Source organism: Candidatus Chloroploca asiatica (genome assembly GCF_002532075.1).
In the GTDB taxonomy this organism is placed as follows: domain Bacteria; phylum Chloroflexota; class Chloroflexia; order Chloroflexales; family Chloroflexaceae; genus Chloroploca; species Chloroploca asiatica.
Genome location: NZ_LYXE01000110.1, coordinates 173,152 through 199,851, shown reverse-complemented (window position 1 = coordinate 199,851; position 26,700 = coordinate 173,152). Strand labels below are relative to the sequence as shown.

At 58.3% G+C, this 26,700-nt stretch carries 21 protein-coding genes; 14 read left to right on the top strand and 7 right to left on the bottom strand.

What is annotated here, in order from left to right; translation table 11 throughout:
- Positions 1–439 precede the first annotated feature (439 nt).
- The 3 genes from A9Q02_RS14975 (at position 440) to A9Q02_RS14965 (ending at position 3,231) form a co-directional block, all read left to right on the top strand.
- Positions 440–1,039, top strand: a complete 600-nt coding sequence (locus A9Q02_RS14975) for a YIP1 family protein (RefSeq protein WP_097653892.1) — start codon at positions 440–442, stop codon at positions 1,037–1,039.
- Positions 1,040–1,043: 4 nt separating this feature from the next.
- Complete coding sequence (locus A9Q02_RS14970; RefSeq protein ID WP_097653891.1) at positions 1,044–2,273, top strand: metallophosphoesterase family protein; 1,230 nt, start codon at positions 1,044–1,046, stop codon at positions 2,271–2,273.
- Positions 2,274–2,409: 136 nt separating this feature from the next.
- Positions 2,410–3,231, top strand: coding sequence for a methyltransferase domain-containing protein (locus A9Q02_RS14965; RefSeq protein WP_097653890.1), 822 nt, complete (start codon positions 2,410–2,412; stop codon positions 3,229–3,231).
- 93 nt (positions 3,232–3,324) lie between these two features.
- Here A9Q02_RS14965 and A9Q02_RS14960 read toward each other — a convergent pair whose 3' ends face one another.
- The 3 genes from A9Q02_RS14960 to A9Q02_RS14950 all read right to left on the bottom strand — a co-directional run bounded on the left by A9Q02_RS14960 (position 3,325) and on the right by A9Q02_RS14950 (position 5,543).
- Complete coding sequence (locus tag A9Q02_RS14960) at positions 3,325–3,579, bottom strand: tetratricopeptide repeat protein (RefSeq protein WP_097653889.1); 255 nt, start codon at positions 3,577–3,579, stop codon at positions 3,325–3,327.
- Between the two features lie 76 nt (positions 3,580–3,655).
- Positions 3,656–4,690: an XdhC family protein gene (locus A9Q02_RS14955; RefSeq protein ID WP_097653888.1), complete on the bottom strand. Its 1,035-nt coding sequence runs from the start codon at positions 4,688–4,690 to the stop codon at positions 3,656–3,658.
- A 121-nt stretch (positions 4,691–4,811) separates the two neighbouring features.
- Complete coding sequence (locus A9Q02_RS14950; protein WP_097653887.1) at positions 4,812–5,543, bottom strand: tetratricopeptide repeat protein; 732 nt, start codon at positions 5,541–5,543, stop codon at positions 4,812–4,814.
- Between the two features lie 73 nt (positions 5,544–5,616).
- Between A9Q02_RS14950 and A9Q02_RS14945 the strand changes: the two genes are divergently transcribed.
- Together A9Q02_RS14945 and A9Q02_RS14940 are read left to right on the top strand one after the other, a co-directional pair.
- Entirely contained in the window at positions 5,617–6,387 is a 771-nt protein-coding gene (locus A9Q02_RS14945; RefSeq protein WP_097653886.1) for an SGNH/GDSL hydrolase family protein, read from the top strand.
- Between the two features lie 222 nt (positions 6,388–6,609).
- Positions 6,610–8,034 carry a glutamate synthase subunit beta gene (locus A9Q02_RS14940; protein WP_097653885.1) on the top strand — a complete coding sequence of 475 codons (1,425 nt, stop codon included), beginning with the start codon at positions 6,610–6,612 and terminating at the stop codon, positions 8,032–8,034.
- Between the two features lie 111 nt (positions 8,035–8,145).
- On the opposite strand, the gene A9Q02_RS14935 is transcribed toward A9Q02_RS14940, so the two are convergent.
- Complete coding sequence (locus A9Q02_RS14935) at positions 8,146–8,877, bottom strand: hypothetical protein (protein ID WP_097653884.1); 732 nt, start codon at positions 8,875–8,877, stop codon at positions 8,146–8,148.
- Between the two features lie 177 nt (positions 8,878–9,054).
- A complete protein-coding gene (locus tag A9Q02_RS14930) occupies positions 9,055–10,161 on the bottom strand; it encodes a calcium/sodium antiporter (protein ID WP_097653883.1) in 1,107 nt (368 codons plus the stop codon).
- A 258-nt stretch (positions 10,162–10,419) separates the two neighbouring features.
- Between A9Q02_RS14930 and A9Q02_RS14925 the strand changes: the two genes are divergently transcribed.
- The 3 genes from A9Q02_RS14925 (at position 10,420) to A9Q02_RS14915 (ending at position 14,532) form a co-directional block, all read left to right on the top strand.
- On the top strand, positions 10,420–13,479 hold the full coding sequence (locus A9Q02_RS14925) for a cupredoxin domain-containing protein (RefSeq protein WP_097653882.1): 3,060 nt from the start codon (positions 10,420–10,422) through the stop codon (positions 13,477–13,479).
- Positions 13,480–13,707: 228 nt separating this feature from the next.
- On the top strand, positions 13,708–14,232 hold the full coding sequence (locus tag A9Q02_RS14920) for a glycine/sarcosine/betaine reductase selenoprotein B family protein (protein WP_097653881.1): 525 nt from the start codon (positions 13,708–13,710) through the stop codon (positions 14,230–14,232).
- Positions 14,233–14,250: 18 nt separating this feature from the next.
- Positions 14,251–14,532 carry a hypothetical protein gene (locus tag A9Q02_RS14915; protein WP_097653880.1) on the top strand — a complete coding sequence of 94 codons (282 nt, stop codon included), beginning with the start codon at positions 14,251–14,253 and terminating at the stop codon, positions 14,530–14,532.
- A gap of 2 nt (positions 14,533–14,534) precedes the next feature.
- Here the strand turns inward: A9Q02_RS14915 and A9Q02_RS14910 are convergent, their stop codons facing one another.
- Together A9Q02_RS14910 and A9Q02_RS14905 are read right to left on the bottom strand one after the other, a co-directional pair.
- Positions 14,535–15,275, bottom strand: a complete 741-nt coding sequence (locus tag A9Q02_RS14910) for an ABC transporter ATP-binding protein (protein ID WP_097653879.1) — start codon at positions 15,273–15,275, stop codon at positions 14,535–14,537.
- A gap of 71 nt (positions 15,276–15,346) precedes the next feature.
- Entirely contained in the window at positions 15,347–16,483 is a 1,137-nt protein-coding gene (locus A9Q02_RS14905; protein ID WP_097653878.1) for a DUF4367 domain-containing protein, read from the bottom strand.
- A gap of 400 nt (positions 16,484–16,883) precedes the next feature.
- Here A9Q02_RS14905 and A9Q02_RS14900 point away from each other — a divergent pair, with 400 nt between their 5' ends.
- The 6 genes from A9Q02_RS14900 (at position 16,884) to A9Q02_RS14875 (ending at position 26,636) form a co-directional block, all read left to right on the top strand.
- Complete coding sequence (locus tag A9Q02_RS14900; RefSeq protein ID WP_245860558.1) at positions 16,884–18,938, top strand: NAD(+) synthase; 2,055 nt, start codon at positions 16,884–16,886, stop codon at positions 18,936–18,938.
- A gap of 17 nt (positions 18,939–18,955) precedes the next feature.
- Positions 18,956–20,023 (top strand): homoserine dehydrogenase family protein, encoded by a 1,068-nt coding sequence (locus tag A9Q02_RS14895; RefSeq protein WP_097653876.1) that lies wholly within the window; start codon positions 18,956–18,958, stop codon positions 20,021–20,023.
- 117 nt (positions 20,024–20,140) lie between these two features.
- On the top strand, positions 20,141–21,688 hold the full coding sequence (locus tag A9Q02_RS14890) for an aldehyde dehydrogenase family protein (protein WP_097653875.1): 1,548 nt from the start codon (positions 20,141–20,143) through the stop codon (positions 21,686–21,688).
- A gap of 191 nt (positions 21,689–21,879) precedes the next feature.
- Positions 21,880–22,659 carry a 3-keto-alpha-glucoside-1,2-lyase-like domain-containing protein gene (locus A9Q02_RS14885; RefSeq protein WP_141508931.1) on the top strand — a complete coding sequence of 260 codons (780 nt, stop codon included), beginning with the start codon at positions 21,880–21,882 and terminating at the stop codon, positions 22,657–22,659.
- A gap of 75 nt (positions 22,660–22,734) precedes the next feature.
- Positions 22,735–24,996: a sialidase family protein gene (locus A9Q02_RS14880; RefSeq protein WP_097653874.1), complete on the top strand. Its 2,262-nt coding sequence runs from the start codon at positions 22,735–22,737 to the stop codon at positions 24,994–24,996.
- 200 nt (positions 24,997–25,196) lie between these two features.
- Entirely contained in the window at positions 25,197–26,636 is a 1,440-nt protein-coding gene (locus tag A9Q02_RS14875) for a glycosyltransferase family protein (RefSeq protein ID WP_245860557.1), read from the top strand.
- Positions 26,637–26,700 lie beyond the last annotated feature (64 nt).

The following is a 26,700-nucleotide window of genomic DNA, read 5'->3' as shown; positions in this document are numbered from 1 at the left end:
GTCCCTTGCTATGGAGGGCTGACGCCCTAAAAACCTATGCTTATGCGAGGGTAAACGACCAGCGTCGCTGGTCGTTTACCCTCGCATAAGCGAGATTCCTGGGGGCCGTAGGCCCCAAACACCCGCCGGAAGCCTTCCTTTTCTAGTATACCATATCAATAAATCGAACACTCGTTCGTTAAATGCTTGACAATAGAACAGATGGACGTATGACGGGTCTCGTCTCCCCGATGAGGCTTTTATCCCACACAAACGAGGGATTCATGTGGGATAGTGTGGGATAGTGTGGGTATATCGGGCTGATGAGTGTAAAACGATTGTGTGGATGGGTCAGTGCCGCTCTTGCCTCATTCGTATATAATAGACGTGCAACTTACCCTCCTTGCGGCACGTCTTATGCGCAAGAAGTCGGTTGGCTTGGTTGTGAAGGAGACCCCATATGGCTATGATACGACAATCGTCGGTTCCCGAAATGCTCACCCAGAGCACGGATCTTATGACCAATCCGAGTGTTGAGAAGTTCGAGCGTTACGAGCGCTATGGCACCCTCGGTAATGCGGCGGTCTATGTGCTGGTAGCTATTGCTATCTCGGCCGTGCTGGGATTTGTTGGTTCGTTCTTGCCTGGTACGCCTCGTCCCAGTATCATGGGCGTCTTTGATACCATCCTGCGCGGCCTGGCCCAGTTCTTTATCTTTACCGGCATGGTCTACTTTATGGGCAAGAAGCTCTATGCTGGTGATGGTACCTGGGACGAAGTGGCCTATACCTTCTCCCTCTTTATTGCGCCACTGATTGCCCTTGGGGCCGCGATTACGTTCATTGTTACGCTCTTTGCCTGGATCCCGTTCGTTGGTGCCCTCGTCGGTCTCCTTGGCTTGCTGGTGAGCCTGGTCTTGATGGTGGTGCAGATCTACTACGCCTATCTGGGTGTTCAGTCGAGCATGAACCTGCGCAATTCCACTCAGACGTTGATTGTGCTTGTCTTGTCGTTTCTTGCGTCGGGTCTGATCATGGGCATTATCTCCTGGTTCTTGTAGACCTATGAAATTTCTCCATCTGGCTGATCTTCATCTTGGCGTTGAGAATTACGGGCGTGTCGATCCGGCAACGGGTCTGCACACCCGTTTCCTTGATTATCTTGATCGGCTTGATGATGCGCTTGCCTTCGGCCTTGCCGAGCAGGTCGATCTGGTCTTGATCGCCGGTGATATCTATAAAACACGCGCCCCTAATCCGACCCATCAGCGTGAGTTTGCCCGTCGGATCAATCGTGTCCGCTCAGCCGGGGTGCCGGTCTTTATTCTGACGGGCAATCACGATATCTCGCCGGCACTGGGCAAAGCCCATTCGGTTGCGATCTTCGATGCGTTGGGGGTCGAGGGGGTCACGATTGCCGATCGGCTGGCGTTGCATGTGATCCCGACGGCCTCAGGCCCGCTGCAGATTATGGCGATCCCCTGGGTGACGCGCCATATGTTGATGACCCGCGAAGAGATGCGCAATGCGTCGTTTGTCCAGATTGATTATGAACTGCGTCGTCGCCTCGAGCGCTTTGTGATCGAGACGGCCGCGAAACTCGATCCGGCTTTGCCTGCGATCATTGCCTTCCACGGGAGTCTCGATGGCGCTGAGGTTGGCGCCGAACGTGCGATGACCCTTGGGCAGGATCTTGTCTTGCCGCGCTCGGTGATGGCGCAGCCTGGCGTTGCTTATGTTGCGCTCGGCCATATCCATAAGCATCAGGCCCTCGCGCAGGATCCGCCGATGGTCTACCCTGGTAGTCTCGAACGGGTTGACTTTGGTGAATATGCCGATCCCAAGGGTTGTGTCCTCGTGACGATCGAAGGCAAGCAGGCCCGCTGGCAGTTTCATCAGTTGCCGGCCCGCCCCTTTGTCAGCATACAACACGATGTGCGCACCAGTAGCGACCCGATGGGCTTGATCCAGACGCTGATCGCCCGCCACGATCTGCGTGAAGCCGTCGTTCGCCTCAACCTCCAGGCTACCCGTGAACAGGTGCCGCTGCTCCGCGAGGATGTGCTGCGTACGATGCTCTCCGACGCGGGGGCCTTTGTCATTGCTGCGATCACCATTGATGTTGAACGCACGGGGCGGCGCCGCATCGCTGGCCTTGAGCAAGAATTGGTGGGGAGTTTGACGCCCCGTCGTGCCCTTGAACTCTACCTCAAGAGTAAGCAGCCCCCCCTTGACCCCGCACGTATTGCTGCTTTACTGGCGGCTGCTGACGAATTGATGGCTGGTGAACAGTAGATCGCCCTGAAGATCCTGCGTAAAGCGCCGCAAACCCCTTGCATTTCGCTTGTGCGCAAACAGAGCTAGCGCAGCTGCCCCTGTTTGCGCGCAACTATAGGGTTGTCAGGGCGGTAGCAGTCCGAAAGGAGGCCCGGTGCCATCCAAGAAAGCCTCTTTTGATCCCCAACAGGCGCGCCAACTCCACGCTGATCTGGTCGAACTTCTGACCCGTGATGGTCTGCTTGCTGATCCGGCGCTTGCCCGCGCCTTTCGCCTGGTGCCGCGCCACCATTTTCTGCCCGACCATACGCTTGAACAGATCTACAGTGACCAGGCACTTGCCGTCAAACGCAAAGCCGGGGCCTGGGTCAGTTCCTCGTCGCAGCCTGGCATGATGGCAATTATGCTGGCCCAACTCGGCCTGCAACCGGGACATCGTGTCCTCGAAATTGGCACCGGTACGGGGTACAATGCGGCCCTGATCGCGGCCATTGTCGGCCCGGCCGGGCAGGTACTCAGCCTTGATCTGGAAGCTGATCTGGTTAAATCCGCCCGCGTCCACCTCGACCAAGCCGGCTACCCCGAGGTTGACCTCCGTCACGCCGATGGTGCCCTGGGTGCCCCCGATGCCGCTCCTTTTGACCGGATCATCGTCACCGCCGGGGCCTGGGATCTCTTGCCGGCCTGGCGCACGCAGCTTGCCCCTGGCGGACGCATTGTTGTCCCGATGACGATCTTTCCCTCTTTGATGCTCTCACTTGCCTTCGAGCAACGCGGATCGGTCTGGGAAGCGATCTCGGCCCATCCCTGCGGTTTCGTCTTGCTCCGCGGCAGCGAAGCCCATCCCGGACGCGATTGGACCTCCCCGCGGCTCATTCTGCACCCGCGTGACGAACGCACCACCGTGACGCGCTCACACGCCACCATCGAAAAAGAGTGGAGTCAGATCGTCGTTGTCTGGGACGACAACGGGTGATCTGCGTGGCCCGGGAGTGCGGGCGTTCCGCCCGCGCTCCCGGGCCACGCAGATCATCAGAAAATGCAGTTCACAGCCGAATCACCATGCCTGCTATGGGTTCGAGCTCAGTACCTCTAATCCATAGCGGGCATGGTGATTGAGCGGATTGATCGCCAGCACGTTTTGCAGCGCAGTCCGTTGATCATCGATGTCGTCAACGGCCCCACTGAGCCAGAGCCATCCCTCTTCGTTGGTTTCATCGGCTTCAACAACGCGCAAGAGCAATTCTAGTGCTTGTTCACGGTTGCCCTCCTGCAAGGCGACCGCCCCTTCGTAGAGCCATGTGGCAATTTGATCTTGATCCATTGGAGCATTCACCCCTTTCGTAGTAGTGACAGTACTTGGCAAAAAGGTATTGGCTTTAGCTCTTTGCGCCTTTGCGTCACATTATCGACTTATTTCCCACACCAATAAGCTCGGCCAGAATGCTGACCGCAATCTCTTCCGGGGTCTTTGCCCCAATGGGAAGTCCGATCGGGCCTTTGATCCGGCCGAGATTCGCTTCATCGAAGCCTTCAGCACGCAGCCGTTCGAGCCGCCGGGCATGGGTTTTGGTGCTGCCAAGCGCACCGATATAGCGTGCCGGCGATTGCAGCGCCACCCGTAGGGCCGGGTCGTCAAGTTTGGGATCGTGGGTCAAAACGGCGACATAGCTGCGCGCATCGAGGCGTCCGGTCAGGGCTTCATCCGGCCACGCGACGATCAGTTCATCAACATCGGCAAAGCGCTCGGGGCTGGCAAAAGCTGCTCGTGCGTCAATGATGATGGTGCGCATCCCAAGCAGGCGCGCCATCGCGGCGAGCCCTACGGCAATATGTACGCCCCCTACCAGAAAAAGCTTGGCCGGGGGATTGAAGCTTGCTACAAAGACCCGTGTTGCACCCTGTGCTGCTTCAATGACCCGGCTTGTTCCGTGGGCAAGCAGCTCAGTTGTCGCCGTGATGATCGCCTGATCAAGCGTCGCCTTGCCCAGGGTGCCGTGGCTTTTTCCACCTGCTTCTACCACCAGATGCGCCCCAACATGCTCGTTCCCCGCGATGACGGTCGCTATGGCAATGGCTCGTTCTTCCAGCAGCGCGGCACGAACCAAAGGATAGACGCTCGTGGTGTCTAGTGGGGCCACAAAGACCTCGATCGTGCCCCCACACGCCAACCCGACCTCCCAGGCTGTCTCGTCGCTGACGCCAAACGTAAGCAATCGCGCCTCACCGCTCGCTAGCACCGCCTGGCACTGTTCGACCACCGCCCCCTCGACGCACCCGCCGCTCACCGAGCCAGCCATGCGCCCACGTGCCGTGACGGCCATCGTCGCGCCGACTTGGCGCGGCGACGAACCCATCGTTTGTACGACCGTCGCCAGGGCTACCTGCTCGCCGTCTGCCAGCCATTGATCAAGCGTTGGGATCAATTCACGCATAACCTGGTTGCCCTCTTGTTACCCTGTTCAGGCTGCTGTCTCGAAAACCCCTGGGAGCCGCAAATCGCCAGCATAAAACCCCTGGGGGCCGCAAATCGCCAGCAGCCTCACAGAGCGGGCGTTAGCCCGCTCTGTGAGGCTCGATCAACTCAAGCATCTTCTTCACCAGGGCTTGATCAAGCTCATCGAGATGCTGGCTTAGCATGTCCAGGTTCCGTTCGCCCTGCCAGATCTGACTCACGGCCTGGCGCAGTTGCCACCCTTTGCGTTCCAGTTCAACCAGGGCCGTCTCGATATCGCCGCGTTCGCTCTCATCACCGGTTGCGACCGCAGCAATGCCCTGCAGCAACGGCTCAAACTGGCGTAGTGCCTCGGTCACATCATCATTGCTCCGGGCCGTACTGACTACCCCCGCCGTCATGAGTCGTTCAAGGATCAGCTCGCGTTCGGCCAGGGGCAGGGCATCCAGCGCAAATTGCAGGCCCTCGACATCACCGCGCTCGAGCGCACCGCGCACCGCCGGCGGTAGGCTCGTGAGCAGATCGTCGGTCAAGCCGGTATGAGCATCTTCGGCGGCAAAACGATGGCGTTCGGCAAAATCGGTCAGGCCAAGCTGCGTAAAGAGCGAGGCCGCTTCTTCGAGATAGGGCCGCGCAAGATCGGGCCGCCCGCGACGGCGCAAGGCCCACCCGTAATTGCCAATCTGAGCCGCCGCCGCATACTGTTCCCCCGCAGCCCAGTAGAGCTTGACCGCTTGATTGAGCAGATCAGTTGCCTGCGGCAAGTCACCCTGCTCAAGCAACGTATGCCCGCGCTTGATCAAGGCATCCGCTTGGGCTTTTGGATCATTCATCTCCATAACCTATGACTCGCTACCGCTGATCGGTGTATACTGAATACGAATAGTTGCATTATATATCAATCAGATGATACAACAACGGCTCTTTCTTTTGCTCACAACCTTCGTGATGATCGGTATGGTTGCGTTTGCGGTCACGCGGAGTAGCTGGGCCAATCGTCCGCAGGCGTATACGCCCCAAGGTCCAGGCGACGTCTATTTGGCTCTGGGTGATTCGTTGCCCTGGGGCTTTCGGCTCGATGATCGTCAGCAGGATGGCTTTCCTGGCTTGATTGCGGCTGACCTGGGCGCTTCTGGTCTCCCCGAACTGGTGAATCTGGCGGTGCCGGGCGAGACGAGTAGCTCGTTTGTCGCCGGTCAATTGCCGCGTGCGTTGGCCTATCTCCGCGATACGCGCCAACAGGGCCGTCGCGTGAGTCCGATTACGCTGACGATTGGGGGCAATGACCTGATCAGAGTCGAGCGTGCTCCTGCGGCTGAGCGTGAAGCGGCAATCCAGATCTTTCAGCGCAATCTTGTTGAGGCGCTGGAGGCGCTTCGTGCGGCGGTTGGTCCGCAGGCTGATCTCGCGGTGATGACCTACTATAACCCGTATGGGGGCGATCCTACCATTGAGGGTAGCGATGCTTACTGGGTTGAGCGCCTCAATCAGGTGATCCGCGCCGAGGCAGGCCGCCGTGGCGTTGCCGTGGCCGAGGTCTATACTGCCTTTGTCGGTGGCCGTGAGTATACCCATACCTTTGCCCTCTTTGATGATGTCCATGCCAATGCTCAGGGCCATCGCCTGATTGCCGAGACCTTTTTGCAGGCGCTCAGCTACGAGACCGTTCAGCGCTAAACCGTTCTTTTTCATCCCACGAGTGGTCAACGAGACTGACGAAGTCAGTCTCGTTGACCACTCGTAGCACCCTTCTGTTGCCATATGCTCAGCTACAGTTAATATTCTATTACTGCACAAAACGCTCGCTCAGCGTACAGTCAGCGTATATTGGCCCGCGAGCCTTTTCGTGGGCTCTTGGTGGCTATCTTCTTCCACTGTTGCGTGTGAGCGAGGCTGTCTATGGCAAATTCCGATGCTTTTCTGATCTATCCGCGTCAGGAGTTCCCTGCCCGTCCGGTTGCCGAGCGTCTGCAGGATTATCACGAGATCTACCAGCATGTTGAACCGGGGACGTTGATGCAGCAGGGCGAGCGTTGTCTCGACTGTGGCATTCCCTATTGTCACGTGGCCTGTCCCCTGGGTAACTATATTCCTGGCTGGAATAGTCTGGTGGCCGAGGGCGATTGGCAACGAGCGTGCGCTCAGGTGCATGCCGATAATAACTTTCCCGAGTTCACCGGCCATCTCTGCCCTGCTTTGTGCGAAGGTTCATGTACCCTCGGGCTCAACTTTGCCCCGGTCTCGATCCGGATGCTTGAGCTTGAAGCGGTTGAGCGCGGGTTTGCCGAAGGTTGGATCAAACCGCAACCCCCTCGTTTCCTCACGGGCAAGCGCGTTGCCGTGGTTGGCTCAGGGCCTGCGGGTCTGGCGGCAGCGCAGCAATTGCGGCGGATGGGTCACGAGGTGACGGTCTTTGAGCGTGACGATCGCCTTGGTGGTCTCTTGCGCTATGGGATTCCCGATTTCAAACTCGAAAAGCAGACCCTCGATCGCCGTCTGGCTCAGCTTGAAGCCGAGGGTGTGGTCTTTTGCACTGGGGTCAATGTTGGGGTTGATGTCGAGGGTGCGCAGTTGTGCCACGATTTTGATGCGATCTTGCTTGCCGGCGGTGCCCAGCAGCCACGCGATCTGATGGTTGAAGGCCGCGAGCTCAAGGGTGTCCATTTTGCGATGGAGTTTTTGAGCCAGCAGAATCGGCGCTGTGCGGGTGATGAGATTGATCCTGCCAGTGAACTGACCGCCCGGGGCAAGCACGTCCTCGTGATTGGTGGCGGCGATACAGGGGCCGATTGTGTGGGCACCTCGCTGCGCCAGGGTGCGCTTTCGGTTACCTCGTTTGAACTGTTGCCCCAACCACCAGCGCAGCGCTCGGCAAACAATCCCTGGCCCGAATGGCCGCGGGTGCAGCGAGCCTCTTCTTCGCATGAAGAGGGCGGCGAACGCCGTTATTGCGTGCTGACCCAACGCCTCCTTGGCAATGCTCAGGGCCACGTCGAGGCCGTCGAGGCCGTTGAGGTACGTTGGGTGTCGGATGCTCAAGGCGGCCAGCGCATGGAAATTGTGCCTGACTCGCAGTTTACGCTGCCCTGCGATCTTGTGTTGTTGGCGATGGGCTTTACCGGGCCTGTCCGCGGCGGTCTGCTTGAGCAACTCGGCGTTGCCCTCAACGAGCGTGGCGCCCTTGCCACCAATGCCCAGAAGATGACGTCGCGCCCCGGTGTCTTTGCTGCCGGCGATATGAGCCGTGGTCAATCGCTCGTCGTCTGGGCGATTGCTGAAGGCCGCGCCGCCGCCGAAGGGGTCAATCAGTTTCTGGCTGGGTAGTTGGCTGCTGACATTCGGCTTGAAACACAAACGCCAGCAACGCTGGCGTTTGTGTTTCAAGCGGGGGTGCTGGGCTCTTTGACGGCAGCCTGATCCGCTTCCCCCAGTTTCTCAAGACGATAGCCCCGCGAAGGGCTGAAGTTCGTCAACAATGATCTGCCACACATCGGCATAGGTTTCGTTGAGCAAGCTTGGTGCGATGATAATCATGAGCAGACAGACGCCGCCGAAGCCCAGCGAGGCATAGTCGCCGCGGCTATAGGGTTGTTGCCACGAGGTGCGCAGTGGCTCTGGTGGCTGGGTGTTCGTTGCGTTCATCGCCTCGGGTGTTGCTGGTGTTGCCACCACAAGCCCCGCCGTCACCTCGGGTTGGGCTGGTGCCACTGGTGTGGTTTTGCCACGAAGCCGCCCGGCAAACGCACGTATCGCCAGCGCGATATCATCAAGCGAAAGAAAGAAGCCCCGGATTAGGCGCTGCCACAACACCACCCGGCTGCCTGCGCGTGAGGCCTGGCCGGCTGTCTGCGCGACGGCCCGACCACCTGCCGACAAGCCTGCAATCCCAAAGATATAATCGAGATAGACCGCCAGAACGAACGCAAAGACAATGAGCGCTAGATCGAGCTTGAGCTCCCAGATCGTTTCCGCTATGGCAAATCCCCAACGCGAACTGAGGTAGTATTGGCGTGCGATTTCCAGCACCGCGTGGACGCCCACGACTGCGATCAACCAGAAGAGCCCCAGCGTCATACTGAGGATCAGGGCCAGGCCAAGATAGAGAAGATTAAAGATCAGGCTGTCATCATGTTCGAGAATCCATTTTTGTACTTGATTATAGGCCATCCTTTGCTCCATCATGTGCATGTGTAAGGACAATAGCTCATTGGTCTGTCAACGAAGCTTCCTGATACCTCTGGCACAGCTATCCGTCGCACGCTTGGCATCCAGATGCGTTCTGAACACCCTTTACGCTGTTGCGTCTTTGCGTCAAATCATCAGAAACCGCACTTCACCGACGACTCATGCCTTCTTCTGCACACGCTGCTTCATATAGGCTCGCGCCGCCAGTACCGCCAGGGTCACAGCGGTCAAGGGCAAGACAAACGCGATCATGACGCTGCTGTAGGCAGGCAATGCTTCGTGATGGGTTGCTGCGAGAATGAGATAGGTCGTATACGCAATGTAGTAGCCCAGAAAGAGGAACCCCTCCCAGCGGGCAATCATCATCCGGGTAAAAAAGATCGGCAGGCATGCCACGGCAACCGCAATCATCACCGGAATGTCAAAGACAATCGCTGATTGCGGTACCCCGATCCCATCTGGTGTTACCAGGGCCGCCACCCCCAGGATGCCCAGGATGTTGAAGATATTGCTGCCGACCACATTGCCGACCGCGAGATCACGCTGATTGCGGATCGTCGCAATTACCGAGGTGACTACTTCGGGCAGCGATGTCCCTACGGCGACAATCGTGAGCCCGATGACCACATCGCTGACCCCCAGGGCCTGCGCAAGCTCAACGGCCCCATCAACGAGCCAGCCTGCGCCCAGCACAAGCACGATGAGACCTCCGAGAACGAGCCCGATATTGATCAGGATTTGCGTTCTACTGCTCTTCGGTACCGACGGTTGGGCTTGTCCCAGTTTTTCTGCGGCAGCCTGGTTCTGGGCCGTCTCCCGGCGGCTACTGATGACAGACCAGGTGACATAACTCAGAATGCCAATGAAGAGGCCCAAGCCTTCGAGGCGCGAAATGCGTCCATCCAGCGCCAGGAAGCCAAGCAAGAAGGAAACGCCGATCATAATCGGCACATCGCGCCGCACGACTTGGAGCGACACAATCAGCGGGGCAATGAGTGCGCAGAGCCCCAGGATGAACAGGACATTGAAGATATTGCTGCCCACGACATTGCCTAGCGCAATGTCGGCGTTGCCACTGAGACCTGCCTGAAGACTGACGGCCAATTCAGGTGAACTGGTTCCAAACGAGACGACAGTTAGCCCAATCACGAGTGGTGAGATGCCTGCGACGGCGGCTAAGGCCGACGCGCCACGCACCAGCAATTCGCCCCCGATTACCAGACAAACCAGACCGACCGCAATGAGCCCGAGCGAAATCCAATCCATAGGGATGCACAACCTTTATGGTATGTACCGCGATGCTTCCAGTGTATCCAGAGGATGATACCACACATTGTTGGGTGAGCTTTGCTGCGCACATGCCCTGCCTTTGATGCTCCTATGTCTGTGGCCCAATCTGCTTGCAGGGTGCCAAGCCGAGATTTTTACGGTATTTCAATACTATCCCCTTGTGAAACGGTGTACTATGACAAGTACCGTTCAGGGTACACCCGGTCTTCTGCATTGAACTCAAAGGAGTAGTCTGTGCATCGTTTTGTTCATCTCGTCTGGCGTCGCTTTCTGCCGCTCTTGTTGCTGTTCGGTCTGCTTGCCACCGTTTCTATTCCTGCTGCTCGTGCCAATGACGAGCCTTCGCTGGCGGTGTCGCAAGCGTTGTTTACCCGCGATACTTCAGCCAATGAGGCAACACAACTCGATGAACTGGTGCCTGGCATCCGGGCCGAGCTTCGTACCACCGTTACGAATCTCACCGATGCGCCAATCTTTGTGAAGATCAGTTGGCAGGAGGTGACCTTTGGGGCGCGTACTGCCACCGAGCAAGATCCTGATGAAGACCAGGTGCTCCGCCTGACCAGTGGTGAAAGCCGCAGCTTTGCGCGTCCTGTGCCGCCGATGCCGCTGATGGAGCCGACGTTTCAGGCGACACTGGTTGATCAAGTGTTGAGCAGTACGGTTACCGCCTGTGTTTTGGCGAATCCCAATGCGGTTGATGATCCCTGTCCTGCCCCCGAGTTGGCGCCTGCTAGTTCGGTGCGTCATGTGTTGAATATTCCGCTTCGCATCAATGATCTCGGCGACGCGCCCGATAGCACCAATCACGCTGGTGTGCCTATGCTGGCGTATCCTACTATTCAGGCGAATTTTCCGACGGTCTTTGCTCCTGCGACCGGCACTCCCTCTGGGCCGTTGCATGTTGATCCTCGTCCGTTCCACCTTGGCCCACGGGTCAGCCTTGAGGCTGAAGCAGATCTTGGCCCAGATCAGGATCCGCGCAATAATCTGGTGCCATCCGCTAATCGGCCCGATAACGATCGCGCCGATGATGGCATCCGTCTTGATCCCGCTACCCTCAAGCATTGCGAGCCAGCCAGGGTTGGCGCACTGGTCTCTGTGACACCTGCGTTCAAGGCTGCTGCGCTTGAAGCTGGTGTGACCCAGGGCTACCTGAATATCTGGCTCGATGGCAATCGTGATGGCGATTGGGCTGATGCGGTCGAGTGCCCCGAGGGGAGCAGTGCCGCTGTTGCGGTTGAGCATATCCTGATTGATGCACCCATCGATCTCGCGAGCCTCAACCCCGGCCTCAATCCGTTGACTTTCACGACCGGTGCGGTGCCGTGGCCTGATGCGTTGCAAGAGCGCCCGGCCTGGCTGCGGGCAACCTTGAGTCTTGAGCCTTCCACCAAACCGTTGACGTTCGGCGAGGTGCGTTATGGCGATGGCCGTGGCCTCGAAGATGCCCAGGGTAATGCGTTGCGCTTCCGTCATGGGGAGACCGAGGATTATCTCATCAATCGCCGCGGCGCAGCGACTCAACCCGAGTTGCAGGTGCGCAAGGTGGGACGCGTTGTCTTCGATGCGGATCTTGGTGAACGCATTGCGGTCTGGCTGATCGAGTATCGCAATACGGGCAGCGCGGTTGCCGAAAATGTGGTGATCACTGATGCCATCACCGGCCAGAATATCAACGAGTTGCTCATTGATGTGCAGAGCAACCCTGAAGTTGAGCCAACTGCCGAAGAGAATCGGCTCAGTTTTGCCGTTGGCAAGCTTGATCCCGATACCGGTGGGCGCATTGTCGTCCGTACACGCCTTCCCGCGACGACCGGGCGTGCCGCGCTGATCAATACGGTCACGATGCGGGCTGACGCCACGAGCAATGCGAATGCGTCTGCGACGATCCGCATTGGCCTGCCCGCGCCAATCATTGTTGCCCCTGGCTCGGGGGTGACGTGCAATGCTGAGGTGACGGTGCGCGGCCTTGCGACTCCGGGGGCCGAGGTGCGCCTCTTCAATGCGGGCGGGGCCACCGTTGGTTCGCCGACGACGGCAGGGCCAAATGGGCGCTGGCAAATTGCTGTCACCCTGAACCAGGGGCGCAATCAACTCTATGCGCAGGCCCGGCTTGGCGAGCAAATAAGCCCTCGTTCGGCACCCCTGGCGATCTTTGTGAATCCGAATCTGCCCTTCGATCCGCTTAGCATGGTCTTTAGCGAAGAAGGCACGAATACACGGACGCGTCCGGAGGATCGGCGTGGGATTACTTCGCCCGATGGCTGGTTTGTCCATTTGCGCCCCAATACCACCTATACCTTCAGTGTCCGTTCGTGCTGCGACGCCGCCGAAGCGTCCTTGACCTTGCAAATACGGGGGCTTGATCCGATCGTGTTGACCGATGCAACCGGCAATGGCATCTATACCGGTACCTTTACCACCGGGGATCTGGCTGAGGATGTGGCGTTCCGGTTGACGGTTGTCTGTGGTGCGCAAAACACTGAAAGTAATGGGCTGCTGACGTCCTTCGAGGACGTGCAGATCCTCGATGGCCGTACCGATACGCCAATCGTCACCGCCACCGTGACGTTCTATCGCATGACGACGGATGGTTTCAGCGACGTGCCGCTCGACTATCAGGATGACGAATTCCAGAACCCGATCAATCCTGATGCCAATGGGCGCTTTGGCTTTACCGTTAACCCCCGCAGCCTTCTGGTACGTGTTCAGGCCGATGGCTTCCAACCCGTAATCATTCGGAGTAGCAATGGGTTGGGCAACTTTGAGATCCAGGATCTGCTGAGCGTGCCGCGGGTTGCCCCTTCGGGTGAGCCGGAAGATGGCCTAGGCACGATCACGCCTGCCATACACTGGCGAGAGCCATTGACGGCAACGCTCCGTCTCTCGCCCTCGTTCGGTGGGGGGGGCCGCTATCGCAAGATCATCGGTTCAGGTGGCTTTGAGGGTTCGTCACTCACTATTCAACCTGGCTCGGTCGTCGAGTTTGTCAACAGCGATATCTGGGAAAACGAGCTTTTGGTGCCGCGTCAACCCGAAGGCTCGCCCGATCCTCGCCCCCGTGTGGCGCCCCAGCACGGCGACCATGATCATGATCACGAGCAAGGAGCGTTGTTTACCACGGGCTTGATTGCCCCTGGCGGCAGCTTCTTTGCCACCTTTGACGAACCCGGCGTCTATACGATCAGTGACGCCGAAAATGGCTTCAATACGCTCACTGTGCTTGTTGAAGCCTCGGCACCCCCACCCGGAGGCCGTTTCCAGGTCTTCTTGCCCGTGCTCCAACGCTAACGTGCTTTTTCCGGCAATTCCCAGTTTTTGGTTCGTTGTGGCGGCTTCGCCGCCACAACGAACCAAAAAAATCTCGTGACGCGGCGCAGCCGCGCCACACCCTCCCGCCGGAGGCGACCTTGCCAAAGCTTTGTTACAATAAGAAAAGGTTGTAGGGCGATAGCCCTATGCGTATGCTGGCGCAAACAGCCAGCAAAGCTGGACGTTTGCGCCATAAGGGAAAAGTACATGTCAGATTTTGATGGGTTGCGCCAGAATTTGTCGCGAATGTTTGGACAGGTTTTGTCGCATGTGCCCGCTCTGGCTCAGACGTGGGGCCGCACGTTTGAGTCGGTGATCAGTGAAGAGGTGCCGTTTACCCGGTTGCCGAAGCCGTTGCGTGAGGTGCGCCTCGCCCTCGCGACGACAGGCGGTGTCCATCTGCGCAATCAGACGCCGTTTGATATGGCTGATTCGCGGGGCGATGCGACCTTTCGCCCGCTACCCGCCGCAACCCCGCGTGAGGATCTGATGATCACGCATGACTATTACGATCATACCAATGCCGTCCGTGATCTCAATATTCTCTTTCCGCTGGAACATCTACGCGATCTTGTTGCTGCCGGCCATATCGGCAGCCTGGGTACATGCTATGGTTTTATGGGCCATATCGAGCCACCCCATCTTGAGGCTTTGATCAATGAGACGGCTCCCGAGGCGGCGCGTTTGATGCGCGAGGAAGGCGTCGATGCGCTGCTGCTCACCCCTGGCTGAGGACTCTGCAATCAGTCCGTGGGACTGATCGCACGGGCCGCTGAGGCGGCTGGCATCGCAACGGTGAGCATTGTCGGGCTGCGCGAGATCGCCGAGCGGGTGCGCCCGCCGCGTACGGTGCATCTCAAGTGGCCGTTTGGGCATCCGCTCGGCGAACCAGGCAATGCCGCGCAACAGTTAAACGTGATCCACTACGCGCTCGAAAAGCTCTATACCGCCGAAGAACCGGGCCTCATTTTTGAGCCGGACTGGCGCTGGCGCCGCGAAAGATATGCGTTGCCTGAGGGCTGGGATTTTTAACTTCAACTGGAGACCGGCACCTGGCCGGTCTCCAGTTGGGATGCGTGCTCGTTCGTCACCAATTCAATCGTCTGCACTCCCCCGTCACGCAGGTGAACAATGCGGTCGGCATAACGCGCTACGCCCATGTCGTGAGTGACAAGCAACAGGGTTCGACCTTCGTTGCGGACAAGCTGGCGCAACAAGTGCATAATATCGGTGCCTGTTTTGCTGTCGAGGTTGCCGGTCGGCTCGTCGGCCAGGATCAGCCGGGGATTGTTGGCGAGGGCACGGGCAATGGCAACCCGCTGCTGCTCGCCGCCACTCAATTCGGCTGGACGATGGTCGCCGCGAGGTCCTAGCCCGAGTTGCTCCAGTAAGCCGAGGGCGCGTGTCTTGCGCTGTGATGTGGGCATGCCCGCGAGCATCAACGGCACGGCCACGTTTTCCCAGGCTGTCTTGATCGGCAACAGGTTGAAGCTCTGAAAAATAAACCCGAGCGTGTCGCGCCGGTAGGCCACGAGTTGCTCGTCGCTACTGCGGCCCAGTTCTAGCCCTGCGACCCAGACCTCGCCGCCGGTGGGGCGCACCAACCCGCCGATCAGGTGCAGTAACGTCGATTTGCCACTGCCACTTGGGCCGACAAGCGCGACAAATTCGCCGGGCGCAATCGTTAGGTCAACCCCACGGAGCGCGTCTACCGATGTTTTACCCATCTGATAACGCCGCGCCAGCGCAATTGTCTTGATCAACGGTTCCTGCATAGTAATCCTCGAAGGTTTTTTGCTGACCCACGACGCCAACAAAGTTGGCGTCGTGGGTCAGCAAGACTCTTTTACTCTAGCCCTTCGCCTACCGCGATAGCCTCATCTCCGCTCAGCGTCCCAGCAATGACATAACGAATCCCGTCTACCTCCCAGCGCAACAAGCTCCCCTGGCCGTTGTTGCCACTGATCAAGGTCGCCGGTACACCGTCAACGGTGACTTCTTCGACCACACTGCCTGTCGGCGGTTCACGGTCACGCCCGACATCTTCATTGCTTTGCACCACGCTCATGCTGCCGGTATCGCCGCTATAGTTCAGAATGACGGTTGAAGTGCCAACCACGCGTACTTCGATCAGTGTCATCCCGGCGGGAATGTAGGTCGGCTCACGCAGGACAAAACTGACGGACGTACGTGCCTCTTCGATCGTTGCTGCCGTAGGTGCCCGCTGGCTCATCTGCGCCATCAGTTCCTCGGCCTGAATGATCGTCGTGCCAGCCGGCGGGGTAAAGGCAAAGATCTCGGCATTCAGCCCGCTGTTGGTCTCAATGCTCTGCACTTCCATCGTTCCCTGCCCAAAGTCACGCGCATCCACGGCGAGCTTGAGTGGCAGGGCGAGCTCGGTATCAACCCACATTGTGCCCTCAATGATACCATCAAGTTGCAACTGGGCGGTGGTTTCGCTCTTGGGCGTCACCAAAACTTTCCAGGTCTCGTTGCCAGCGACCTGTTCGGTGCCAAGCACTTCCAGGTTTACGGCATCAAGGCCCTGCGCAATGATATCCGTCAACATCGTGGCCGCGCCAGCCGGGGTGGCTTGCATGGCATCTTTCATCTGGCCGGCTTCACCGGTGATCGCGGTATTCTCGGCGGGATTGTAGAGCCAGAACGTCGCCCCGTCGCTCACCGCGATGGTGCCAACCATGGCTGCCTCGCTTGCCTCAAGCACCTCGACGCGCATCCGGCCAACCGGCTTCCCGGCGGCATCGGTCTCCCCGGTCTTCTGCATCCAACCTTCCACCACAATCCGACCTGACTGCTCGGGCGAGGTGAAATCAAACGCCACGGTCGCGTGGGCATCATTCATCCCCTCGCGCGCCGTCTCCATCCGTTCAACAATCTCTTCAGCAGTGGGCAGCGCCTCGGTACAGGCGGCAAGGCTCAGCACACTGATCAACAAAACAAGAAACAAGCTTATCCGTCGCATGGGTATCCTCCAATGATCATATCGTCTCTTTCTGTTGTACCACCAGACGTGATCACAAGCTAGACCCAGCCTGTGATCAAATTGTTACCAAGTATGACAGCGCAAGCCAGGTTTATCAATTTGGGCAAAGCATGCTACCATAAGCCGTCATTTCTTTGGGCTCGTTTGCAATGTGTTGGGGGAAGGCTATGGAATGGTATCGGGATGGCGAGGCGCATCGCCCAGCCTACTGGCGCCGCATGATTGCATTCTATCTGTGAAGTTATTGGGTTAAAACCCAGCCCTCCGCATCACGCCCCTCCCCGCTGATGGACGCAGCAGCGATCGATCCTTCGCCCATTCACTCAAACCCATGCTACAATTGACCCACCAGAGGGGGAAAAGGGAGAAGGATCATCGCGTGGGCAAACCATTTTTCTCGATCTATCGTCATGGGTTCGCCAGAGTTGCCGTTGGGGTGCCGGCGGTGCGCGTGGCCGATCCGCTCTTCCATGCGCAGCAGACGCTTGCGCTGGCGCAGCGCGCCCACGCGGCTGGCGCTGTGGTGGTCATCTTTCCCGAACTTGGGCTCTCGGCCTATAGCAACGAGGATCTCTTTCATCAGGATGCCCTGCTCGATGCTTCCCGTGACGCGTTAGCGCAGGTGGTCGCGGCGAGTCTGGCGTTGCCGCTGCTGATCATCGTTGGTGTGCCGCTGCGTACCGAAGGACGCCTCTTCAATTGTGCGGTCGCCATCCATGCCGGGCGCATTCTTGGCGTGACCCCCAAGAGCTTTCTGCCCAATTATCGCGAGTTCTACGAGAAGCGTCAGTTTGCCGCCGCCCGCGATGCCCTTGGCACGACCATCGAAATTGGTGGCGCGTCGGTTCCTTTTGGTACCGACCTGATCTATGTCGCGCAGGGTTTGCCGGGCCTGTTGGTACATTCCGAGATCTGTGAGGATGTTTGGACCCCCATTCCGCCGAGTACCTATGCTGCCTTGGCGGGGGCGACGGTGCTCTGCAATCTGTCGGCGAGCAATATTACGATTGGCAAAGCCGATTATCGGCATGCGCTCTGTGCCGGTCAGTCGGGCCGCTGTGTGGCGGCGTACCTCTACTCGGCGGCTGGCCCTGGTGAGAGTACGACCGATCTGGCCTGGGACGGCCACGCGTTGATCTATGAAAATGGCGAATTGCTGGCCGAGTCCGAGCGCTTTGCCGATGATGAGCAACTGATCCTGGCGGATGTTGATCTCGAGCGGCTCGCCCAGGATCGCATGCGTCTCGGCAGTTTTACCGACACGGTTCACGATCACCGCGAAGCCTTGCGCCAGTTCCGCCAGATTCCCTTCGAGCTTGATCTGCCCGTAGGTGGACTCGCCCTGATCCGTACGGTCGAGCGCTTTCCCTTTGTGCCCAACGATCCGGCGACCCGCGACGCCCGTTGTTACGAAGCGTACAATATTCAGGTCCACGGTCTGATCAAGCGGCTCAAAGCCACTGGCATCAAGCATCTGGTCATCGGCGTCTCGGGAGGGCTCGACAGCACCCAGGCGCTGATTGTGGCGGCCCGGACAATGGATCGCCTGGGCTTGCCCCGCCGCAATATCCTCGCCTATACGATGCCGGGCTTTGCGACCTCTGAGCATACTCGTTCCAATGCCCATGCCTTGATGGAGGCGCTGGGCGTAACGGCGAACGAAATTGACATTCGCCCGTCGGCCTTGCAGATGCTCAACGATCTTGGACACCCTTATGCAGTAGGCGAGCCGGTCTATGACATTACCTTTGAAAATGTCCAGGCTGGCGAACGCACCTCGCACCTCTTTCGGCTCGCCAACTTCCACAACGGGCTGGTGCTTGGCACCGGCGACCTGAGCGAACTGGCCCTGGGTTGGGCCACCTATGGCGTTGGCGATCAGATGTCGCACTACAACGTCAACGCCTCGGTGCCCAAGACGCTGATTCAACACCTGATCCGCTGGGTAATCAGGTCCGGTGATTTTGACCCGGCGGCAGGCGTCATCCTGCAATCGATCCTCGATACCGAAATCTCGCCCGAGCTTGTCCCGGCGAGCGACGGCTCGACCCATGCACCAGCGCAGAGCACCGAGGCGAAGATCGGGCCATACGCGCTGCAAGATTTCAACCTCTACTACATCACGCGCTATGGCTTTCGCCCCAGCAAAGTCGCCTTTCTCTGCCATCACGCCTGGTCGGACGCCACGCGGGGTGCGTGGCCCGACGGCTTGCCTATTGCCCAGCAGATCGCCTATGATCTGCCAAGTATCAAACAGTGGCTCAACGTCTTTTTATACCGCTTTTTCCAGATCAGCCAGTTCAAACGCTCGGCCATGCCCAACGGCCCGAAAGTCGGCTCGGGCGGCTCACTTTCACCGCGTGGCGACTGGCGAGCCCCAAGCGACTCTGAGGCACGCGTCTGGTTAGATGAATTACGCGCCAACGTACCATAAGGAGCAACAATACGCCTATGCGAAGCATTCCCATTGTACAGATTGGACTCGGCGGCGTTGGCCGCGAGCTTGTTCGGCAGGTGCTTGCCACCCGTGAGGCGCTGGCAAAACACTATCGGTTGAGCCTGGTCTACCTTGCCCTGGCTGATAGTGGCGGTGTGCGTGCTACCGGTGCGGCGCTCACCAGGGATGAGATCGAGGCAGCGCTGGCGGCCAAAGCTGAAGGGCGCTCGATTGCGACCATCGCAGGCAAAAGTTCGGGCATGCCCTGGTCTTCGTTGGCCCTGCGCGAGGCGGCGATCTTCGTTGATGTCTCGGCGGCCCCTGGTCACGAGATGATGCTGGCTGAGCGCGTTGCCGCAGGGAGCCGCGTGGTGCTGGCGAATAAATTGCCGCTCAGCGCCGGGCTTGCGCAGTTTCAAGCCCTGATGTTTGATGCTGCGACGCGCTATGAGGCCACGGTTGGCGCTGGCTTGCCGATCATTGCCACCCTGCAAGCCCTGCTTGACAGCGGTGATACCGTGACGCGCATCGAGGCCGCGATGAGTGGCACGCTCGGCTACCTGTGCAGCCAACTCGAAGCGGGCGAATCGCTCTCGACCGCGCTGCGGGCCGCCCATGCCCTCGGCTATACCGAGCCTGATCCCCGCGATGATCTTAGTGGGGCCGACGTTGCCCGCAAAGCACTTATTCTTGCCCGTACCTGTGGCCTGCCGTGGAGCATCAACGACATCCCTGCCGAGCCGTGGTTCCCCCCGGCGATGGCCGGGCTCAGTCGCGATGAATTCCTGGCCCGTGCTGAAGAGCTCGATGCATCCTTTGCCGCCCGCGTCGCCGAAGCCCGCGCCGTCGGCGGGGCCCTCCGCTATGTCGCAACCGTGACCCCCCAGGGAGCAAGTGTTGGTCTGCGCATCGTCCCCGCCGAGCACCCGCTTGCCAGCCTGCGCGGGGCTGATAATCTCTTTAGTTTCACCACGGCCCGCTACGCCGAACGCCCCCTCGTGGTGCGTGGGCCCGGGGCCGGGCAGGCGTTGACTGCCGCCGGTGTCCTGGCGGATATTGTTGCCACCGCCCGGGAGATGTGAGCAGTTTTACGTAGCTTTGCGCCTTTCTAATTATCTGTGCCAGGGCTTGTGATTGATGACGCATTGTGTTATCATGACGCATAGCGGCATACAAGAAAAATCATAAGGAGTAAAGCGATGACGCTTGAGCCAGCAGAGGGTGATGTGCCCTATCATCCGTTGTATATCAATGGTGAATGGTGTGATGCCCAGGAGGAGCGCAGGTTCTTAGTGACTGAGCCTGCTACGGGTGAGCCGCTGGCTCGTGTTGCGCAGGCGAGCCATGCTGATGTTGATCGGGCGGTTGCCGCTGCGCGTCACGCATTTGATAAGGGGCCATGGCCGCATACCCCCCATTATGAGCGTGCGCATATTATTCATCAGTTGGCTCAACTCGTTCAAGAGCGCAGCTCAGAACTGGCCGAGCTTGAGTCCCGCGACGGCGGTGTGCCCATCCGCAAGACGACCTTCAACGACATCCCGCTTGGCCTCCATATGATCCACGTCTTTGGCGAACTCGCGCGCCGTTCGCCCTACGAGCCCTTGCCGTGGAATGATTTTCCAACCGTCTCGTGGAACTTTGTCTGGCGTGATCCGTTTGGGGTGTGTGCCCAGATTATTCCCTGGAATTATGCGTTTTGTATGGCCGTCTGGAAGATCTTCCCGGCCCTGGCAACCGGCAATACGGTGGTCTTCAAACCGTCGTCGCTGGCCCCGTTGAGCGCGATTGAACTGGTGCGCATTATTGATGAGTCGGGCCTCTTGCCTCGCGGTACGGTCAACCTGATCACCGGGCCTGGCGGTGACGTTGGCGAATATCTGGTCGGCCACCCCAAGATTGATAAGGTTGCCTTTACCGGCTCGACCGAGGTCGGGCGCAAGATTATGGGCATTGCCGCACCCCATATCAAGAAGGTGACGCTTGAACTTGGGGGCAAGTCACCAAGCATTATTTTGCCTGATGCCGATCTCGATAAAGCGATTGATGGCGTGCTCTTTGGTATGTTTTATCACGCCGGCCAGCTCTGTGAAGCTGGAACACGCTGCTTTGTGCCGAACTCGATGTATGATGAGGTGATTGAGCGCCTCGTGCATCGGACGCGGCAACTGCGTGTTGGTGATCCACTTGATCTCGCGACTGATATTGGCCCCTTGATTAGTTTCAAGCAGCGTGATACGGTTGAGCGTTATATTGCGCTTGGCCGTGAAGAGGGCGCAAATGTCGTGATTGGCGGTGGCCGCCCCATCGGTGAAGAGTACGAGCGCGGGCCATTCGTTGAGCCGACGATCTTTGCCAATGTTAAAAATCGATCCCGTTTGGCTCAGGAAGAGATCTTTGGCCCGGTCTTTGCGATCATTCGCTATGACGAGATCGGTGACGCCATTGAAATGGCAAATGACTCGATCTACGGTCTCGCCGCCTCGGTCTGGTCGGAAGATATTCAACAGGCGATCGAAGTTGCGAAACGGCTGCGTACTGGTACGGTTGGGATCAACGAGCACCACGTGCTCAATCCCTATGCCCCGTTTGGCGGCCATAAAGAGAGTGGCATTGGCCGCGAAATGGGTGTCGCTGGCATGCTTGAATATACCGAGCCAAAGCATATCCACGTTGATTTCCAACGCCACCGCTCGGGCAAAATCTGGTGGGATGCGTTGCTCCCACCACTCGATGAAGAAGCGTAATGCTTTTTGCTTGACAGAACAAAACGGCCAGCATTGCTGGCCGTTTTGCTATGCCAGGCGAAACCATGGTCGAGAAAGATGTGACCAGATTCCTACTCACAACGCACCTACCAACATAGTACAATGAAATGTGAACGAATCTACGTTATAAGTCTGTGAAGACTTTCATACAAGTAAGGTCAGGTCTCACCATGAAACAATGGCGTATCCCTACGGTGATCGGGGCGTTTGTGATCGCAATCCTGGGCTCCGCGCTCGCCTTCGTGCTCTGGCAGGTGCCTCAGGGGGTTGCCCAAGAGCAGCAACCTATGTTGACCTATCCTCCTCAGGACCCCACCCCGACGGTCGGGCCAAATCCTACCGTCATGCCCGCGCTGGCGAGCGTGATCCTCGCCGAGGCGACCTTTGATACCCCCGAGGCGCTGGATGCCTGGGAGGTGGTTGATCTCGAATTTGTGCTTGCGGATAACCGGGCCAACTGGCAGGTGAGCGATGGTCGCCTGGTGCAGAACCGGGCCGGTCTAGCCTTTAGCCCGTCGATCCATCAGACCGCCGCGTTGATCGGTGACGAGACGTGGCGTGATTATACCGTGCAGGTCAGCTTCTATGACCAACTCAATGGCACGGCAGGTCTGATTGCTCGCTACCAGGGTGACGATCCGCTTACCGCGACCTACTATCGCTATCGCATTATCAAAAATAGTTTCCGCGACACGCCGCGTCAGGTGCTCGAACGGGTCGAACGAGGGGTGGCTGTGCCGCTGGCGGAAGTGCAGCAGGTTGGCTTTGAGGAGCGCATGTGGCACGTCTTGAGTATGCAGGTCGTGGGCAATGCGATCGAAGTTCGCATGAATGGCGAAGTGATGCTCCAGGCGGTTGATGCTAATCCGTTGCCAGCAGGCAAAGCCGGGATCGCGACCAGGGCGGTAGGGACGATCCTCTTTGATGATGTTGTGGTGGTGACGCCATAGCGTAGGCCATGTTGCTGCGATAACCACCGTTCTTGCGTAACTTGGCTTACGCGTACCTTGTTGGAGGACACCACGATGCGACGTTTTTATCTCGTGTTAAGTGGCTTGCTCATGCTCAGTCTGCTGAGTGTGAGTAGCCCTGTTTTTGCGCAAAATCCACCGGTGCCAAACTTTGCCTTCCAATTCGAAATACCTGGCATCTCAGAACCGAAGTTTCCGAGTGTGGCCGGATTTGACCGGCAGATTCACGTCGTGACCAATTCAGGCCGTCGGGATCTGGTCTATCTGACCAAACAGGATACCGCCCAAGTCTTTTCGCCGCTCCAGGTCATCGGTCGTGCTCAAGGTACGCCTGACTATTCGCCTGGTGCTGTTGCCACGGGTGTCGATGGCACCGTCCACGTTGCGTGGATCAATGGGCCTGAACGGACGATTTACTATACCCAGAAGCCGCTCGGTGGGGTGTTTGGCCCGATCCGTACGGCTTATGTCTCACGCATTTTTCCGGCTAATTTGCACATGAATGTCGCCAGTGATGGGGGCATCTTTATTGGCTGGCGTGAAGTTGATGCTCCGATCCATGTTGTCCGCTCAGGCGATAATGGGATCAATTGGAGTTCAGCCTATCGCCTTGGTGCTTCGACGGCCCTTGGTGCCCCCACGATTGCCAGGGGTTTGCAGGGCCAGATTGCCGTTGCCTATGCTGCCGGCTTCGCTGATGGCTTACGCATCTTTGCGGCGTTTTGGAATGGCAATGGCTTTGATGCGCAACTCGTGAGTCCTTTTGATGGCGATTATGCCGATCCCGGTGCGACCTTTGCCCCAGATGGTCAACTCTATCTGCTCTGGCGGGGGATCGAAAATTCACCCAACTCGGGAATCTGGCTCGGTACGTACCAGGGCGGCACGCAATGGCAAATCAATCGCTTGACCGACCGTGTCAATTCGATCAGTATCTCGAATATCTTTGCTGATACCCGGGGCAATCTTCACGCGGCCTGGATTGCCGATTTCAATCGTACGCAACACCTCTTCTATTCAATCCGTCCTCGTGGAGGTGTCTTTGGCAATCCTTTGATGGTGCCGAGCCCTGGTGGTAGTATCTTTAATGGGCGCATTGCGACGACCCTTGGCGATGGTCAGGCCTTTACCCATACGGTTCACGAGGTCTTTGGCGGCAGTGGCCTCGCCGTCAATTATGCGCTCGTGTCGGCGAATATTGCCCAGGATGTCAATGCTTCGCCCGTTATTGAGGGTGGTGCCCCCATCGCGCGGTTTGATACGACCTCAAAGCTGGTGCAGGTGCGTTTCGATAATATTCAGGGGACGCCCGTCGAGATGCGCTGGCGTTGGGATGCGTCACTTGATGCCGCGAATGATGACTCGGGAGGCTGGCAACCTTTTGCGAATCCTGCCTTGATCGAGGTGCCCGAGCGCATTATCAATGCCCTTGCCTGTGCGCCTGTCACCCTCTATACCCAGGTGCGTGGCGATGATGGCTCGGTGAGCCCGGTGCAGAGCGATGAGATTATCCTTGATGGCGCGATTGATGCCAGTGTCTATGTGGGCAATCCCTATGGTGGCAACAAAGCGCCGATCTTTACCGCGCTGAGTGGCCTTCCGACCCTGGCTGACGATGGACGAGGCGGGGCGAGCAAGGGCCATCCGGCCTATACCCGTGCGCCGCTGGTTTATTTGGAATTGCGTGGCCTCAATGATTGCAGTCAGTTGCATTCGGTTGCTATTGGGCGTGATGCGAATAGCCTTGGTGCACCAACTGAACTGACCAATGAACGCTTTGCCAATGTGGTCGCTTATCCGGGGACGATGTCTCAGGGTGCAAACGCGCTGGTTGTGCGGGTCACCGATAAGGTTGGCAATCTCCTCGACTATCCAGCGACGATGTTCTATGATACCGTCAAACCGGTGCTGGCCTCGAGTACCGCCGAGTCGCTGACGGCGACCGTCGATCTTTCTGCTACAATTGTGACCAGTCTTACCGTGCGTGATGTCGCGGTGACGGATAATCTCTATCCGGGCCGTGGCTTCTGGGGGGTGTGGGTCGCCAATAGTCGGACACCCGTTGCTTCACCTGCAACGTCGTCGGCGCTCAACTGGATTCCGATTGAAGTGCCGGGTGGCGCAAGTAACTTTGATGTACCAGGCTGGAGCCTTGCCAACGGCCTTGAGGTGAGCGCTGTGTCGCCTGGTGATTACTATATCTATCTGCGTTTCCTTGATGGTGCCGGCAATGCGACTGATGGGGTGATCTCGACGATGATCACCGTTGAAACGATTACGCAGCCAAAGGTGCATCTGCCACTGATCCGGCGTTAAGTGGTGTGTGAAGGTTACTGGGAGCGAGGGCGTCCCGCCTTCGCTCCCAGCGCGCGAAGTTTTCGGGCATTCTGGAGGGCCGGCTTTAGCCGGCTGAAGCCGGCCCTCCCTTCGGCAGCAGAGCAGAAAACGTAGGTTACACTCTACTGAGTAAACATCCAAAAAACGTTGTTGACAGAACTGTGTTGGGGATAAGATCTGTGTTTCGTCGTGAAGCCTTGTTGACGCGCCTGAAAGATCGGGACTATGGCCCCTGGATCATTCTGGCGGTTTGTCTGTTGCTGCTCCCAATCAGTTTGCCCCGCGTCGCGTTGAGTGATGAGGTGCAATATTACGCGTACCTACGCTCGGTCTATTTTGATCGCGATCTCGATTTTCAGAATGAGTATCACTATTTTGCCGAGCAGGGGCGGCAGTTTGGTGATGAAGCCGTCGCGAATGCGTTACTCCGTGAGGATGCCGTCAATCCCAATCCAACCACCGGTCTGCTCCGCAATGTAGCGCCGGTCGGGTCGGCGATCATGTGGGCACCGGGGTTTGTGCTCGCTGATCTTGTGGTTGGTCTGGCTAACGCCTTGGGCGCATCCATTCCCCGTGATGGCTTTTCGCGCCCGTATATCGTGGCGGTCTCCCTGATGACTGTCCTCTATACCTGCCTCGGGTTGCAACTGACCTATCGGTTGGCGCGACGGTATAGCGATGATATGGTGGCAACGATCGCGACGCTGACGGTCTTCCTGGCATCGCCACTGGTCTTCTATACCTATATCGCGATGGTCTGGTCGCACGGGCCAGGCTTTTTTCTCTGGGCGCTCTTTCTCTATCTCTGGATTGATGATTGGGGTAAGGGCGAGCAGCGTAGCCTCGGGCGCTGGCTGATCCTCGGGGTGATCGGTGGGTTGATGGTGATCACCCGCGAGCAACTCGGTTTGTTGCTGATCGTACCTGCCCTTGAAGCCCTCGGACTCTACTGGCGTTTGCTGCGTGAACGCCGTTTCGCTGCTGTGCCAGGGCTTCTGGGCCGTCATGTTGCGTTTCTCCTCACGCTGGTACTGACCGTGACGCCACAGCTCGTTGCCTATCAGATCCTCAACGGTCGCCCCGGGCCGTCGGCAACCGTGGCGGGCAAACTTGACTGGACAAGTCCCAATTTCTTCAATACCCTCTTTGACCCTGGGCGGGGGGCGTTTCTTTGGGCACCTGTGCTCGCCCTTGGTCTGTTGGGCTTGATCTGGTTGGCTCGTCATGACCGGGGGTTGGCGTTACTCCTGCTGGCCGGTTTTCTCGCGCAGACCTATATCAACGGGGCGTTTGGGACAACCTGGCATTTGCGGGGGGCGTTTGGCTTTCGCCGCTTGATCGAGATGACCCCCATCTTTGTGCTGGGGTTGGCTGCGTTGTTGATGTGGCTGCGCCCACGCATCGGGCTTGGGCCGATCCTGCTTGGCGCGGCCTTGTTGATCTATTGGAATATCGGCCTGATCGCCCAGTGGACAATTATTCGTCCCGCGCTGCGGCGCGAGTTGATCTGGTCTGATATGCTCTACTACCAGTTTGTCGAGGTGCCCCGCCAGATCGTTGACCGGATCGGGGCGTTGCTCTTTGATCGCTGCCGTCTGACCACCAATCAAACCTGTTGAGGGTGGGGCCTTCTGGTGCTTGCGCGTATGCTGGCGTACGAGGCCAGCGAAGCTGGCCTCGTAC